Annotated in this window: 12 protein-coding genes and 2 tRNA genes; 5 read left to right on the top strand and 9 right to left on the bottom strand. The window is 40.8% G+C overall.

Annotated elements, in window-relative coordinates; translation table 11 throughout:
* Positions 1-3 precede the first annotated feature (3 nt).
* Complete coding sequence (locus AABJ44_RS04800) at positions 4-1,821, bottom strand: tetratricopeptide repeat protein (protein ID WP_338370793.1); 1,818 nt, start codon at positions 1,819-1,821, stop codon at positions 4-6.
* A gap of 343 nt (positions 1,822-2,164) precedes the next feature.
* Between AABJ44_RS04800 and AABJ44_RS04795 the strand changes: the two genes are divergently transcribed.
* On the top strand, positions 2,165-2,971 hold the full coding sequence (locus AABJ44_RS04795) for a hypothetical protein (protein ID WP_338370791.1): 807 nt from the start codon (positions 2,165-2,167) through the stop codon (positions 2,969-2,971).
* 196 nt (positions 2,972-3,167) lie between these two features.
* Here the strand turns inward: AABJ44_RS04795 and AABJ44_RS04790 are convergent.
* From AABJ44_RS04790 to aroC, 5 genes are all read right to left on the bottom strand, one after another.
* Positions 3,168-3,240: transfer RNA gene (locus AABJ44_RS04790), tRNA-Glu, on the bottom strand.
* Positions 3,241-3,315: 75 nt separating this feature from the next.
* Positions 3,316-3,386 (bottom strand) — tRNA-Gln (locus AABJ44_RS04785).
* A 66-nt stretch (positions 3,387-3,452) separates the two neighbouring features.
* Positions 3,453-3,875, bottom strand: a complete 423-nt coding sequence (locus AABJ44_RS04780) for an isoamylase early set domain-containing protein (protein WP_338370790.1) — start codon at positions 3,873-3,875, stop codon at positions 3,453-3,455.
* A 36-nt stretch (positions 3,876-3,911) separates the two neighbouring features.
* Positions 3,912-5,354: a serine hydrolase gene (locus tag AABJ44_RS04775; RefSeq protein ID WP_338370789.1), complete on the bottom strand. Its 1,443-nt coding sequence runs from the start codon at positions 5,352-5,354 to the stop codon at positions 3,912-3,914.
* A gap of 9 nt (positions 5,355-5,363) precedes the next feature.
* On the bottom strand, positions 5,364-6,479 hold the full coding sequence (gene aroC / locus AABJ44_RS04770; RefSeq protein ID WP_338370788.1) for a chorismate synthase: 1,116 nt from the start codon (positions 6,477-6,479) through the stop codon (positions 5,364-5,366).
* Between the two features lie 60 nt (positions 6,480-6,539).
* Here aroC and AABJ44_RS04765 point away from each other — a divergent pair, with 60 nt between their 5' ends.
* The 4 genes from AABJ44_RS04765 (at position 6,540) to AABJ44_RS04750 (ending at position 11,148) form a co-directional block, all read left to right on the top strand.
* Positions 6,540-7,631, top strand: coding sequence for a GGDEF domain-containing protein (locus AABJ44_RS04765; RefSeq protein WP_338370786.1), 1,092 nt, complete (start codon positions 6,540-6,542; stop codon positions 7,629-7,631).
* 172 nt (positions 7,632-7,803) lie between these two features.
* Positions 7,804-8,718 carry a 4-hydroxy-tetrahydrodipicolinate synthase gene (gene dapA / locus AABJ44_RS04760; protein ID WP_074642796.1) on the top strand — a complete coding sequence of 305 codons (915 nt, stop codon included), beginning with the start codon at positions 7,804-7,806 and terminating at the stop codon, positions 8,716-8,718.
* A gap of 151 nt (positions 8,719-8,869) precedes the next feature.
* On the top strand, positions 8,870-9,967 hold the full coding sequence (gene asd, locus AABJ44_RS04755; protein WP_074642799.1) for an aspartate-semialdehyde dehydrogenase: 1,098 nt from the start codon (positions 8,870-8,872) through the stop codon (positions 9,965-9,967).
* Between the two features lie 95 nt (positions 9,968-10,062).
* Complete coding sequence (locus AABJ44_RS04750; RefSeq protein WP_338370785.1) at positions 10,063-11,148, top strand: GGDEF domain-containing protein; 1,086 nt, start codon at positions 10,063-10,065, stop codon at positions 11,146-11,148.
* Here the strand turns inward: AABJ44_RS04750 and AABJ44_RS04745 are convergent.
* From AABJ44_RS04745 to rsgA, 3 genes are all read right to left on the bottom strand, one after another.
* Entirely contained in the window at positions 11,138-11,908 is a 771-nt protein-coding gene (locus AABJ44_RS04745) for a class I SAM-dependent methyltransferase (protein ID WP_338370783.1), read from the bottom strand. The genes AABJ44_RS04750 and AABJ44_RS04745 overlap by 11 nt on opposite strands.
* A gap of 32 nt (positions 11,909-11,940) precedes the next feature.
* Positions 11,941-14,490 (bottom strand): endonuclease MutS2, encoded by a 2,550-nt coding sequence (locus AABJ44_RS04740; protein ID WP_338370782.1) that lies wholly within the window; start codon positions 14,488-14,490, stop codon positions 11,941-11,943.
* Between the two features lie 77 nt (positions 14,491-14,567).
* A complete protein-coding gene (rsgA, locus tag AABJ44_RS04735; protein WP_074642809.1) occupies positions 14,568-15,554 on the bottom strand; it encodes a ribosome small subunit-dependent GTPase A in 987 nt (328 codons plus the stop codon).
* Position 15,555: the final 1 nt, after the last annotated feature.

The following is a 15,555-nucleotide window of genomic DNA, read 5'->3' as shown; positions in this document are numbered from 1 at the left end:
CTCTTATTCATTCTTCAGCTCACTCTGGATTCGATTAAGGTTAGACAAAGCAGTTTTATTCTCCGGATCAAGCTCAAGTACTTTCTGATACCAAGACATTGCCTCTTTATAATTTTTCTGCATAGAAGCAATGTTACCAAGATTATTCATAGCAGGGATTGATCCCATTTTTGCCGAAAGCTGATAAACAGGAATTGCGCTGGAATACATTCCGGCACGAACATAGAGCAAACCAAGCTGATTATAAAGGGTTGCCGAAGCGCCTTCCTGCAATATTCTGTTTTGTACAGCTGCAATCTGAGGACCAAACTCTGCTGTAATATAACGAGAAATATCAGTTTCTACGATTTCTGATATTTTCTTTTCCGATGTATTAAGAGCAACATTTTCGCCACTATAGAAACTTGCCGGCGGATAATAAGTCCATGCCGAAGAAATATCAACATAAGAATAATCTTCTTCTGCTTCTGTAACAGCCATAAATTCTTCAACGGCTTTGTACCAGCTGTTTATAAAACCTTCACCGAATACTTTCATTGAAAGAGGCAGCCAGACATTACCATCATCAAGAACAAGAACGCGATCCGAACCATCAAAGAAGTTATCTATATGATTTTCAGAAATCTCAGTATTAAAAAGAACAATAAAATCATCAGCAGTTGCAATAAAACCAGTCTGAATACCAACTGACTGAAGAAGTGAAATCAACAGAATTCCTACCTCATCTTTATCACCTGCTTTATAAAGCATTGTCTGATATGGATACTGGATATAATCAAGAGTTTCAAGATTAAGATGATAAGTATCATAAGGTGAAGAAGAATCTTCCTCGTATTTTATTCCAGCCTGACGCATACCTTCAAAAAGATACATTGCAAACTGCATATTACGATTAAGACCTGAACGAAGATATCGGCGGGCAACTCCAACAAGAGACTTTGAAAACTCCATTACTTCTGGAGAAGAAGCAGAAACATAACTTGCAAGTACAGCAGGGTCCACCCATCTTGTCTGATTACGGTTATAAATTGGAATTATTATTTGAGAAACAGCAGTTCTTTTCTGACCAAGAAGTTCATAATCAATTTTTACTTCAGCAGGAATCTGTCCGTTTTCTGTAAACTGCAAGATAGAACTTGAAAAATCAGCAATCAGCGGGATAACTTCTGTCTTATGCTTGCGCAATACTGAAATTGAGCCACACTCAATATCTGAAGCAGTATAGCCCTCTGCACGAATATATACATGTACATTTCTGATTTCAGCAGTTTCATCATTTGAAATATAAATATTACCAAAACTGTTTTCTTTATAAATTGAAGCGATCAAAGGGAAAACACTGTCGTCACATTCTGCAGTTGCACTTACACTACCTGTTGATTTTTTTGTGTCATATCGATAAGTCACAGACACTCCACCAGATACACCTTGTAAAAGTGGATTTCTGACCCAGCTGTCATACTGAATATCCATCCAGGACGCAGAAAGACCAACAGAAAATGACGGATTAATTCTGAATGCAAAAGATGCATCTGCCCTATACCACGGCTGATAATGAATCGCAGAGCCTGAAAGAGCCAGACTCGGTCCACCAGAAACACCTGCAGAAAAAGAAATTCGTGAAAAAGGATAAAGAGTTACACCAACCTTTAAGCCGACAGGAACAAAGAAAACATTTTTTGCTTCTGATTCACGAAGCTTTGAAGATGACATTTTAGGAACTGCGTAAAAACCTGCTGTTGTTCCAACATTCAATGTATCCCATAAAGCAACACCAGTATCCAGCATACCACCAAAACCAAGCGAATCATATTTTTCCAATCCTCCTGTTAGAAAAGGAAAAAGCAGCTCTGGTGTACCTGAAAAAACTAATTCAATTGCATTTACAGGCAATAATAGCAAAAATGATAATGTAATGGAAAAAAAGACTTTTTTTATCAATTTTAAACTTCTCCAAAATCAGATTATAACAAATAAAAGAATCTTTTACAAGTAATATAGAAGAAAACGTTTATTTTTGATTTTATAAAAAAATAAAGATCTTTAGTACATAAAGATTATTGAACAAGATGCTGTAAATTTATTATAGTTTTGTAACATCTTAAAATATATAACTGTTTATTATATATAAATTACATTAATAAACATGTATGGAGTTCACAAAATGAAAAAAACTTTATTAACCGCAGGTTGTTTGATTGCTTTTACTTCAATTCTTACTTCTTGCGGAACAACAAAACAGGTACAAGCTGCGTCAGATTCATATATTGCTAATGATGAGATTGTTGTTGAAAATACAGAAGTTCAAACTACAACTGAAAATAATTCTGAAGAAGAATTAGTTGCTATGAAAAAGAAAAAAAATGCCATAGAAAGCTTCTTTACTTTTGGAAATAGTGATGAGTTTATAAAGTTTGATGAAACAACTGTATTCACAAAAGAAATATCTGGTCTGAAAGAAAAAAATGCCACAACAGTAATCAGATATGACAATCTTATGGCTGGTTTTGGAAGTTACAATTCCGCAGCATATTATTACCTTCAATTCGATAAAGACAACCGTGCAATCCTTGCAAAGAATGCAGAAGCATATTTTTCTGATTTCGAAAATAAAAGACTTCAGAGAAATGGACGTCACACAGAAAGAACTTACGGAAAAATCCGTTATCAGTTGAATTGGGGTACACTCAGCAGCTCAACTCCAAACAACGGTATTGGAGACGGATATTGTGGTTATGAATTTGTAAAGGGTTCACCATATTTTACCATCAGTAATTATGAATTCAAAAATAAATACTATGAAAGAGCTGGAGATGCAACTACAAGAGAATCTCCTATAGTAAAATACTATTTTACCCGTTCTCAGCTTAAGCAACTCTTAAATTTGATTTCGGAAGACAATATTAAACAGACCATCAGAGAGAACAATCTTAACTATATTTCTGATCCTACAGCAGCAGACTACTATTAAGATTAAGGCTAAATAAAAAAAGACTCGCAAATGCGAGTCTTTTTTTTTACGGTTCCTGCGGGAATCGAACCTGCCTACAATCGAAAATCCGTTAAAAAACGGGCTGCAACAGCGGGCCGTTTTAGGATTATCGAAATAAAGGCACATATAAAAAAAAGACTGCCCGTTATTAGCGGCAGTCTTTTTACTTATGAGACGGTTCCTGCGGGAATCGAACCCGCCTTTCAGCCTTGAGAGGGCCGCGAACTAAACCGATATTCGAAGGAACCAATTGAACTCTATGTGCTATTCCCGCAGGAACAATACACAAAAAAAACTGAACCATTTCTGATTCAGTTTTATAGTTCCCCAAGGAGGATTCGAACCCCCACAGTCAGAACCAGAATCTGAAGTGCTACCATTACACAATCGGGGAATAAATAAGTGAGTATTAATATACTGATTAACACTCACATTGTCAACAGGTTAATGCCTATTTTTATTATTTTTTTGTTGTTTTTTTAGCCGCCGGCTTTTTAGCAGCTGGCTTCTTATCAACTGATTTGTTTACAGCTTTTGATGTTGGCTTCTTAGAAACCTTAGGAGCCTTTGGAACTGTTGTATCTACAACAGAGTTGTCATCACTTGCAAACTCAGAGCGAATGTATTTATCTGCTTTCCAGTCGTTAATCCATGTGTTTCCATCAAGGCAGTAACGGAACTGATATTCTTTATTTGTTTCGAGCTGCTTTTTTACTGAAAAAGAACCTGTCGGATCTTTTTTCATAGGAATTGAAGTAGGATCCCAACTGTTAAAATCGCCTGCGAGAAACACTTTTGTTGCTCCGGCTGCAGCTTCTGGATTCACTGTAAATACAACTGTACACTTTTTTCCATCACTAGAAAATGTTTTCTTTAATGACATAAATATCTCCTGCGTGCGATTGTTACCAACCGTACTTTAATTAACTTTAATTTTAATCTTATATCTGCTTAAAATCAAGTCTGACGCAGCGAGTAAAACGTTTCCTTTTTTTAGATTTCTATCTGCAAGAAGCGGAATCTCTTTCAATATATAATCGCCTGCAGAAATCACAATAGAACCATATTGATTACCCTGCACTACCTCACCCCAGCAAAAATCCGGGAGCTTCACTTCTACTTTTACTGAATTCATATTCTCAGTCATAGAAGTCTCTGTTACATACGGAACAGTAAAGGTTGAATCAGAATATACAGGAACCAGACGCAGCATTTTTTCTGATGAATTAAAACTTCGTACAAGATATGGATGAACCTTAAGTTCCACAGAATAATCTGCAAAATTACGGAAGGCCCATTCCATCAACTCTGTGCCATCATGCACACGTCCAGCCTGACCTTCGCGGGTATTCTTTCCAGGTCCACCCATTGTAACAGAAAGAAAACGGGTTTCATCACGCACAGCTGTGAGCGCAAGATTATAACCGCTTTCATCTATATAACCGGTCTTTAAACCGTCACAACCTTCAAGTTTTCCAAGAAGAGGATTTGTATTATCCTGAGTGATAGCCATTGTGATTTTCTGAGGGAGCCCCTGAGAAAAATCCTGTGCAGCAGGCTTATCACCAGGAGCAAGATTTCTTGCTTTCGGATAAGTAAAATCTAAAACGCTGTGAAAACGATGCAGCGACTGAGGATGACGGCGTAAATAAATTGCCGCAAATTCAGCCATTTCCCGCGCCGTAGTCTGATTTTTTTCACTGTAACCAGAGCTTTCTACAAAGTGAGTGTTTTCAAGCCCAAGATCCTGTGCTACAAGATTCATACGTTCAACAAATTCTTCCATTGAACCGCAAACAGTATAAGCCAGAGCATAAGCCGCATCATTACCGGAACAGATTGAAAGTCCAAGCAAAAGTTCTTCCATAGTTACACGCTGATCTTTTCCAAGAAACATAAGTGAACTGTGAGGTGGCATATTGCAGGCCCAGCTTTCAGGAGGAAGTGGAATTACCTGATCATAAGAAAAACGTCCACTGGCAATTTCTTCTTCTACAACATACATAGAAAAAAGTTTTGTCATTGATGCAGGAGGAATGATTGCATCGGCATTTTTTTCATATAAAATATTTCCATTTGAAACATCAATTAAGATAGCTGATTTAGCCCAGATGTCCAGCTGAGGCTCTCCAATATTATATGGAAGTTTTTTAAGAACCTGATATTCTGAAGGATAATTTTCAATAAGAAACTGCGACAGAGACTCAGCCTGCTCTGCAGATAGGTCAACTGGCTGAACGGTCTTTTTAAAACAGATTGCACGGTTTGCTGTAAAAACACAGAAACAAAAAATAAGTAAAGCTGCTGCAGCAACTAAGGCATGCCACAGACGGAAGCGTTTTGAATCTTTATTATCTGACATATACTCTCTCTAGTGTGTATTTCTTAAAAGGAAGTCTGCAAGTACAAGGGCTGTCATAGCTTCTACAACAGGAACAATGCGTGGACACAGACAGATGTCGTGACGGCCCTTAATCTGGAGCTCGGTTGTTTCATATTGAGCTTTACCGTCCCCGCCAAAATCCCCGGCACGGCGAACCGTCTGCTGCGGCTTAAAAATACTCGGCACAGGCTTTACGGCAACGCGGAAAATAATATCCGCCCCACTACTCAATCCGCCCAAAACACCGCCGGCGTGGTTCGAGTCAAAAACCGGATGACCATTCTCGGCATGCATACAGTCATTGTTTGTGCTGCCGAAAGAATCAGCAGCTGCAAAACCATCGCCAATTTCAAAGCCCTTAACCGCGCCAATACTAAGCATAGCCTTTGCAAGATTTGCATCCAGTTTATCAAAAGCAGGCTCGCCAAGACCAACCGGACACCCCTGAACGATACATTCGATAATACCACCGGCACTGTCTCCGGCAGCTCGGAGTTCTTCGATTTTAGCGTTCATACGTTCTGCTGCTTCGTTGTCCGGAGCACGTAAAGCATTCTGTTCTATCTGTGAAAGGTCGCGCTTTTCTGCTGAAATACCAGCCGCGCGGATTGTATATGCAGTAATCTTAATTCCATGCTGTGCCAGAAGCTGAGCAGCCACTGCCCCACCGGCAACACGCGCAAGAGTTTCCCGTCCGCTCGAGCGTCCACCGCCGCGATAATCCCGACATCCGCCATATTTCACATCATAAGTATAGTCAGCATGGCCGGGGCGGAACGTCAAATCCAGATTTCCGTAATCTTTTGAATGCTGCGAAGTATTGCGAACCTCCAGCGCAATCGGGGTACCGGTTGTACGGCCTTCAAAAACTCCCGAAAGAATCTCTACTGCATCAGCCTCAGTTCTTGCTGTAACAGAAGCATTCAGTTTTCCATCTGGAGAAACACCCGGACGGCGTCTGTTCAATGCTTTCTGAATCACCTCTGCCGACAATTCAATTCCAGCAGGACAGCCATCAATAATACAGCCAAGAGCAACTCCATGGCTTTCACCAAAGGTTGTTACAGAGAAATTTGTTCCAAAAGTATTACCATTATTTTTCATAATCATCATTATAATAAAATTTGTAGTTAAAATGAAGATAGTGTATAATAGATAAAAGGTATGGAGTTTACGTTTTCAACGGCCAGGCTGCTTATTCAAACAGAATTTGCACCTCTGGTATCAGTATTAGTTCTCATAGCTTTTATTAAAACAAATGTCAGTTTTTCTGATTCAACGAACCGTAGCTTTTTACTTGCCTGTGCTGCAGCAATTCTTCTTACCGCCTCTGACAGCATGCGTTTTATTTCAGCTCACATGGATCATCCAACCGTTTACCGATACATTTCGGCTGGCGTTGGTTATGCACTCCGTCCTATGATTCTTTACCGCTTATCAGTAATTTCAGCACGATACAAAATCAAAAGAAACAGACTTTTTACGATTCCTTTGATTTTCTGTGTAATCATTTCACTCACAAGCATTTTCCCGTTTGCACGTGGGCTGATGTTTGATTTTAATGAAGCAAATAAGTTTGTACGAGGGCCTTTTGGATTCTTATCACATATTGTTTGCGTTTTCTATGCCTTCCAGGTAGTTTATTATTCCCTTAAGAATTTTAATTACAATAAATATGAACCGATTATTGTAATCATCATGGAGATTGCAGCGTTTACTGCAACCCTTATGGAAAACCGCTATAAGTATGATTTTGTACTTTCTCAGGTTCTGATTTCTTCTATTATATTTTACTACTTCTTCCTGCTTACACAGACTTACAAGCGTGATACTCTCACTCACTTCCTGAACAGACGCTGTTTTTATCTGGAACTTAAACATCTGCAAAAGGAACCTTTGATTATTCTCTCAATGGATTTGAATAATCTTAAGATGTTTAATGATACTCAGGGCCACGCTGCCGGTGATAAAGCAATTGTTACAGTTACCACAGAAATGTTTAAAACCTTCAATAGATATGCAAAGCTTTACCGCACTGGTGGTGATGAGTTTATGGCGATTTTCCGAAAGAGCAGCATTTCTGAAGTTATAAATCTGGTTTCTGTTTTCCAGAAGAATCTTAAAAAAACTGAGTATCAGGTTGCATGTGGTTATGCAAGTTACACTCCTGGTGACGACATCGAAAAAATAATTTCACTCAGCGATGAGAGAATGTACGAGAATAAAGTAAACTTAAAGCAGAGTAAAAATATTTAGTTCAACTTCATTTCTTCAATTATATTGAATATTTCACCGAAAATCATTAAAATATCTCCAAATATTTTCAAGAAGGTAAACCTAAAAAATTGCTCTCGTAATTTTTTTTAACGGTTTGCTATTTATCACCGGCCGCCTGCCGTGCGGCCCTATTAAACTCAGGAGGTATGTTATGAGTATTTTTCGTGGCGCTTTTACAGCTTTGATTACACCAATGAAGGCTGATGGTTCAGTTGATTTTGAGGGCTTCCGAAAAAATGTCAAACATCAGCTCCAGGAAGGTATAGACGGTCTTGTTCCACTTGGAACCACCGCTGAAACCCCTACCCTCGACGAAAAGCCAGGCAGCGAAGAAGATCAGATTATTCAGATTGTTTTTGAAGAAGTTCGCGCTTTTGAAAAAGAAACAGGCAAAAAGATTCCAATCATTCTTGGTGCCGGATCAAACAATACAAAGGATGCAGTTGCTTATTGTGAACGTGCAAAGGCAGCTGGTGCAGATGCTGCTCTCGTTGTAACTCCATATTACAACAAGCCATCAAAGGAAGGAATCTATCAGCACTTTGCAGCAGTTTCAAAGGTTGGAATTCCAATCATCGTTTACAACATTGCTGGTCGTACAGGTTTGAATATTCCAACTGATTTGCTTGCACGTATTGCAGAGCTCCCTAACATCGCTGGTGTAAAGGAAGCAAGCGGATCTGTTGCTCAGATGATGGAAGTTATTGGTCAGATTAAGAACAAGAAACCTGACTTTGCTGTATTCAGCGGAGACGATTCTTTGACACTTCCTTTAGTTGCATGTGGTGGAGACGGAATTATTTCTGTAGCTTCAAACATGATTCCAGCTTTGATGCACGAAATGACAGCTGCAGCTTTGGATGGAGACCTTAAGAAGGCCCGCGAGATTAACTACAGACTCGCTCCATTCTTCAAGGCAGAGTTCTGTGACGGTAACCCTTCATCAATCAAATATGCAATGAACGTAAAGGGTATGCCAGCTGGTTCTGTAAGACTTCCATTGGTAGAAGTTACCGATGATGCAAAGAAGATCATTGAGAAGGCAATTAAGGACTGTAATTTATAAGGTTATAGGTGCCAGGTTATAGGTGCCAGGGATTAAGGGGGAAGTCTCCCCCTCGTTCGCACTTCGTAGCTCACTACCCCCTCTGCGGGCTCAAACGTCGCCCGCAACGCCTGCTAGCCTAAAACCTAGAACCTAAAAAAGGAGTAATATTATGAGTGAAAAGATAAAAGTTGGTGTACTTGGCGCAACAGGAATGGTTGGTCAGCGCTATATTAAGTTGCTGGAAAATCATCCATGGTTTGAAGTAACATACGTTGCAGCTTCTCCACGTTCAGCTGGTAAACCATATTCAGAAGCTGTAAAAAACCGCTGGCTCATTGGTGCAGATATTCCTGCTGCCGTAGCTAACCTCATCGTAGAAGATGCTAACGACGAAAAGAAGGCACTTGGAAAGTGTCAGTTTGTATTCTCTGCCCTCGAAATGGGTAAAGATGAAATTAAGGCTCTTGAAGCTGCTTACGCTGCTGAAGGAATCCCCGTTGTTTCTAACGCATCTGCTAACCGCTGGACAGAGGATGTTCCAATGCTCGTTCCAGAAATCAACTACTCTCACCTCGATGTAATTGCTGATCAGAAAAAGCACCACGGATGGGACAAGGGATTTATCGCTGTAAAGCCTAACTGTTCTCTCCAGACATACATGATGCCAATCCACGCTCTTATTCAGGCTGGATACCCAATCAAGAGAATGATCGTAACAACTCTTCAGGCTACTTCTGGTGCCGGATATCCAGGAGTTTCTTCATTCGATATGATTGATAACATCGTTCCATTTATCGGAGGCGAGGAAGAAAAGACAGAAAAAGAATGTCTTAAGATTCTCGGAACAGTAAAGGACGGAAAGATTGAAAACGCAGCAGGTCCTCTTGTTTCTTCTACATGTACACGTGTACCTGTAGTAGACGGACACACAGCTTGTGTTTCACTTGAATTTGATCTTCCAGAAGACAAAAAGCCTAGCCTGGAAGAAATCGAGAAGATCTGGACTTCATATACATCCGTTCCACAGGAACTCAAACTTCCTAGCGCTCCAGAACATCCAATCGTTGTGCGCCACGAAGAAAACCGCCCACAGCCACGCCGCGACCGCGAGACTGAAAAGGGAATGGCTTGCGTTATCGGACGTCTCCGCCCATGTAACGTATTCGACATCAAGTTTGTAGCATTGAGCCACAATACAAAACGTGGTGCTGCTCTTGGTGGTATTCTTAACGCTGAACTTTTGAAAGCTAAGGGTTTCTTTAACTAGTCTGTAATTGAAAAACCAAAAAAGGTGGTTGAGCCAGTCTCGACCACCTTTTTTTAAACTTGTAATACCCATTTAGACAGTATATAATAGACTGAATGGAACGAGTTTTTTCAGCATTAAGGACAATACGCAATACCATATTTTCGCCAAAGTACTCCCTCGAAAAACGAATTACCTACGCAATGGTTTTCTGTGCAATGGTTGGTGAAATTATCGGTTTTGTAGAGTCATATATGATTGGTCTGCCGACAATTGCTGTACTTCTTCCATTGATTTCTTCCCTGCTTCTTCTTGCCCTTTCAATCTGGGGATTTAAAACTAAAAAAACAAAGCTTTTTGCTACTATTTCAATATCTCTTACAGCTATGATTCTTTTTCCGCTGATGTTCTTTGCAAATGCAGGACTTCATGGTGGAATGCCTTTTTATTTTCTCGTAGCTGTAGTCTGTACTGCACTTGCTCTCAGAGGAAAAACCAGAATTATTCTTTTTATTTTAATTCTTCTGGAATATTCAGGTCTTTTTGTTCTTTATCAAATTTTACCACAGGCATTTATTCCAATGTCACATTATGATGCCTTTATAGATCAGCTTTGCAGTATGCTGATTGCAAGCCTTGTACTTTTTGCATTTTCTTTTATTGTTTCAAAACAGAATTATCATGACCGTCATAAGATTGAACAGCTTTCCTTGCTTTATGAACGTCAGGCAAATACAGATGAATTAACAGGGCTTTATAACCGCCGGTATTTCAACAATTTCTTAAAACTTGCAATTCTTACCCTCGGGGACACAGGTAAACTGCATATTGCAATGTTTGATATTGATGATTTCAAGTATGTAAATGATAAATACGGCCATCCTTTTGGAGATACAGTACTTAAAAGATTTGCAGATATTCTTAATGAATGTATTACAGATGGTGTAACCGCCTGCCGTTATGGTGGTGAAGAATTTCTTCTTTTGATTCCAAAGAAAAACAAGGAAGAAGCTCTTAAACTTGTACAGAATGTCCTTAAACAAACCAGACAAAAAATAATTCTTGCTGAAAACCGTTTTGTTACTGTAAGTGCCGGTTTTATGACCTGTACAGAAGACATGACCTACGATGTTCTTTTACAGGAAGTAGACAAGAAACTTTATACAGCAAAGAACTCAGGAAAGAACTGCGTTATTTCTTAATTCCAATTAAAACCATTGTTCTGGCATGCTCGTTATATGGAGACTTATCAAAATCTCCATAAACTTTTGTATCAGAAAACCCGAATTCAATCAGTTTGTCTCGCAGGAAAGATGCCGGGTATAGGCGCTGTACAAAACAGTGATCTACAACAGGTTTTGAAGCCGGTGATTTACTGAGATCTGTATCAGCAGGATACAGTGTCCACTGCGACTTCAGCCCCTCCCAGGCACCAACAACTTCAAAATGTGTTACAACCTTATAACCTGCCCTCTCAAATTCTTCGCCTGGAGTCCAGTACATAACTGCAGTTTCGCGGCTGGTACATTCCATAATGAAGGTACCGCCGGGTTTTACTGAATCTGCAATGTTTTTAAGAATCTGCATATCTTCTTCAACTGAAGCACAATAACCGAACGAAGTATAAAGATTTACAGCACAGTCAAACTGATTAGGAGCATGGAAGGTTCTAAGATCATGATTGATAAGTTTGAGCGGAACACCTTCTGCCTCGGCAGATTCGCGGGCGGCATCGAGTTCGCTCTGGATTATATCTACCCCAGTTACGTCAAGTTCGAGAGCGGCGAGTTCAACGGAAATGCGGCCAAGCCCGCAGCCTGCATCGAGGACAGAATCCCCGTCACGGAGCTTTGCAATGTCCTTTACGTATTGAGCTACAGTTGGTGCTTCTGCCCAGCGGGCATCATCAAACATAATTGGTGCAAATTGTGTCCAGAAGTTTTCTGATTCAAACCAGTCCATAAATCCTCCGAAATCCTACGACCGTCATTGCGTCACTTAAGCGTTACGTATGTCTTACCGGCACCGCCGTCTTCGGCAGGAGCTTTTGAGAACTCTGCTACTACCGGACAGTGCGAAAGATAATCTGAAACTGCCTGCATTAAAACTCCATCACCCTTTCCGTGAATTACACTGAAATGAGGGAAGTTATGAAGCACGCAAAGATCTACCTGACGCTCCAGAGCTCGAACAGCTTCATCTGCACGCATACCAAGAAGACGTAATTCAAATACAGGTCTCTCATAAATTCCATTTGAAGCATCATCTGCAAGTTCAATGGATACATCAGCCTTGAGAGGAACTGAATTCTGAGCTTCTGTCCCCTGCACAAGCTTAAGATCTTTTTCCTTCATTGACATTTTGATACTGCCAAACTGAACCTGCCACACACCTTTTTTAGTCTGTTCAACAAGAACTCCTGAAGTACCAGTACTTGTCCGAACTGTGGCGCCAGGCTGGAAAGATATCTGAACCGGAGCAGCTGCTATTTTCTGAGAACTCTGAGCTTTGCTGTCCACAGCAGGTTCTGTAACAATCGAACTTGCATATTTCAATGCTTCGGCATTACTCATTTTCTTCTTTGTTTTCTTGTTGCTTCCGATTGAATGCTTTTTAGCAGCTGCCTGCTCTGCCTCAAACTTCTGTTCGTCACGGGCAAGTTTTTCTTCCTCGGCTTCGATTTTTCGATCGAGACGCATTGTATCTTCCGTAAGCTCGGCAATGTACTGCTTTACACTGAGAGTTTTCTCTCGTGTAATCTCACCTTCCTTGAGAGTACGTACAAGATTTTCAAGCTGACGGCGGCTGTGAATAAGGAAGTCATTGAGTTCCTGCTGCTTACCTTTTTTGAGATTTGATTCCAGGCGGCGAAGTTCGAGTTCGCGGGCCTTAAGTCGGTCTGTTTTTTCCTGAGCTTCCACGGCGAGACGTTCTGCTTCTTTCTGAACTTTATTGAGTTCTACGTGCTTGCGGTTGAGACCACGGATAAGAGCTGAAACATCGGCCTGTTCTGTTGCAATATAAGTACGTGCTGCCTTGCAGATTTCTGTTGGTAGTCCACTCTTCTGAGCAATATCCAAAGCATGGCTTTCACCAGGCACCCCCATAAGCAAGTGATATGACGGTGACAGAGTATCCTGATTAAACTCAACAGACGCATTTATACAGCACGGATTTGTGTAGCCGTAATTTTTCAAAATGCCCTGATGGGTCGTTACAAGCACGAAAGATTTGCGTTTAATAAGTTCGTCGAGAACGGCCATTGAGATAGCGGTTCCTTCCTGAGGGTCGGTTCCACTGCCAAGTTCATCCAGAAGGATAAGGGTATCGGATTTTGCAGAGTTCACGGCCTGCGCGATATTTTTCATATGACCGCTGAAGGTAGAAAGGCTCTGATCGAGAGACTGATCATCACCGATATCAGCAAAGACGTTTGAGAATACCGGTAAACGGGTACCTTCCGCCGCGGGGATCGGGAAGCCGGACTGATTTAGCATAGAAAGGAGCGCGAAAGTTTTAAGCGAAACGGTTTTTCCGCCGGTGTTCGGTCCTGTAATTATAAGTACGCGCTTGCCGTCCATAAAGCGGATGTCTATAGGCACAGCTTTTTCCCCAAGAAGCGGGTGTCTAGCCTTAAGTAAAAGAGGCGGTTCTTTGTCTGCTGGCAGTGCATAGTTACATTCGCGAGACTGTCCCCATCGGCTTGCTGCCTGAGTAGTATCAAACAATGTCATAACAGGAAGCGCCTGCTTTATTGCCGGAATAGATGGCTGAAGACTTTCTGTAAGCTCAAGCAGAATCTTTTTTATAACTGCCTGAAGTTCAAACTCTTTTTGAATCAGCTCATTACTGCAAAGCACAGCTTCTTCCGGTTCTACATAAACAGTCTGAGCAGTCTGGCTTACCTCATGCACAATACCAGGAATTCTGTTTTGAAGACTGGCTTTTACGGCAAGCACCTGGCGGCCGTTTCTCAATACCGGAACGTTACTCTGAAGCACATCACTTAGCTTCTGGTCAGATGTAAAGCCCTGCATAACAGTTCTGATTTTAGCATTAAGGCTTGCAATCTGCTTTCTGATTGCTATTATTTCTGGAAGTTCACGTAGTTCTCCATCAGGAGTAATGATACGGAAAATCTTTTTTTCCATATCTGTAATATCCGGCAGCTGAGTAACCTGTTCTGCAAGCAGTTTTAATGACAATTCCTGACCATGCAGCTGAATTGCTTTACGAACGCTGTTTATGCTTGTTACAAACTGACCAAGATAATGCACCTGTTCGAGAGAGAGAGATGCCCCACGAGCTTTTATTATACTGAGAAGCGGATGAACTGGTTCCCAGCCACTAATAGGATTTGCACGACCCGCAGAAAAGTAAACACTCCACTCGCGGCTAAGATTTTTTAAATTTTCAATTTCTTCTGATTTTCGAAGAGGTTCGCGCTGTAATAGTTTTTCGCGACCTTCTGTCGAAACACAATATCCCGCGATTTCGTCGCGGAGACGATAATAATCAATTTCGTTTAAGGTTTTATTATTCATAGTTCTTTATAACATGGATTGCTTCGCTTCGCTCGCAATGACGTCATTGCGAGGAGCGTAGCGACGTGGCAATCCAATCAATCGCTCCAGGAGCCTGTGCGGATTTCTTCGCTGATTCTCTGCCAGCTGTCGAAGCGTTCCTGGCTAATTACGCCATCTTCTACAGCTTTACGCACTGCACAACCTGGTTCTGTATTATGCCGGCAATTCATTCCAAATTTACATTTGCCGATAAATGGTTCAAATTCCCTGAAGTACATTGCAAGGTCATCAGCTTCAATATCATCAAGTACAAAACGGCGGATTCCCGGTGTATCAATGATATTTGCCTTACGGCCCTGTATTCCTTCAGTCAATGTCTCATTCAAGGTCAGGTGAATCAGCGTACCTTTAGTAGTGGTATGGCTTCCCCGACCGTATTTCTTTGAAAGGCTTCCTGTTCTCAGTACGCAGGTATTATCCATAACGTTTATAAGACTGGATTTACCTACTCCAGACTGACCTACAAATGCTGAAAGTTTATCTTCAAGCAGCTCTGCAAACTCCTGCATACCCTCTCCTGTCTTTGCAGAAATACGCAGTACCTTGTAGCCTAAATCTTCCCAGATAGAAAGTCTTTTTTCTATTTCTTCAAACTGCTCTTCGCGCCCATCAGTCTGCATTTCAAGGGCGAGGTCCCATTTGTTGCAGACAATTACCGGAGTGATTCCCTGATGTTCAGCCTGAGCCAGAGCTCTATCCGTAAAGCGAGGACGGAAAGGAGGCTCATCCGGAGTACATACCAGAATCAGATAATCAAGGTTACTTGCAAGAAGCTGCGGACAACGGCCCTTTACATTCCAGCGCAAAAAAGTATTGCGTCGTTTTTCCAGAGTAACTATCTGACCTTTTTCATCATTAAGTTCATCCGGTTCAACTTCGACAACATCTCCTGGTGCAATTGGATTATAATATTCCTTTTCAGTTTTAATTACTTTACCTTTAATTGTACAGTTTCGGGTAACATCATCTTCACATTCAACTGTAAAAAGATTATTTGTTCCTGCAATAACAGTTCCTTTCAAA

The organism is Treponema bryantii, assembly GCF_036492245.1.
Lineage (GTDB): Bacteria > Spirochaetota > Spirochaetia > Treponematales > Treponemataceae > Treponema_D > Treponema_D bryantii_C.
The sequence above is the reverse complement of the archived record's forward strand: the minus strand, read 5'-3'. Positions and strand labels throughout refer to the sequence as shown.

Coding starts and splice junctions, on each gene's coding strand:
- asd (WP_074642799.1), top strand. CDS start 8,870: ATGAGTGAAAAGATAAAAGTTGGTGTACTTGGCGCAACAGGAATGGTT.
- AABJ44_RS04775 (WP_338370789.1), bottom strand. CDS start 5,354: ATGTCAGATAATAAAGATTCAAAACGCTTCCGTCTGTGGCATGCCTTA.
- AABJ44_RS04745 (WP_338370783.1), bottom strand. CDS start 11,908: ATGGACTGGTTTGAATCAGAAAACTTCTGGACACAATTTGCACCAATT.
- AABJ44_RS04795 (WP_338370791.1), top strand. CDS start 2,165: ATGAAAAAAACTTTATTAACCGCAGGTTGTTTGATTGCTTTTACTTCA.
- aroC (WP_338370788.1), bottom strand. CDS start 6,479: ATGAAAAATAATGGTAATACTTTTGGAACAAATTTCTCTGTAACAACC.
- dapA (WP_074642796.1), top strand. CDS start 7,804: ATGAGTATTTTTCGTGGCGCTTTTACAGCTTTGATTACACCAATGAAG.
- AABJ44_RS04780 (WP_338370790.1), bottom strand. CDS start 3,875: ATGTCATTAAAGAAAACATTTTCTAGTGATGGAAAAAAGTGTACAGTT.
- AABJ44_RS04765 (WP_338370786.1), top strand. CDS start 6,540: ATGGAGTTTACGTTTTCAACGGCCAGGCTGCTTATTCAAACAGAATTT.
- AABJ44_RS04750 (WP_338370785.1), top strand. CDS start 10,063: ATGGAACGAGTTTTTTCAGCATTAAGGACAATACGCAATACCATATTT.
- AABJ44_RS04740 (WP_338370782.1), bottom strand. CDS start 14,490: ATGAATAATAAAACCTTAAACGAAATTGATTATTATCGTCTCCGCGAC.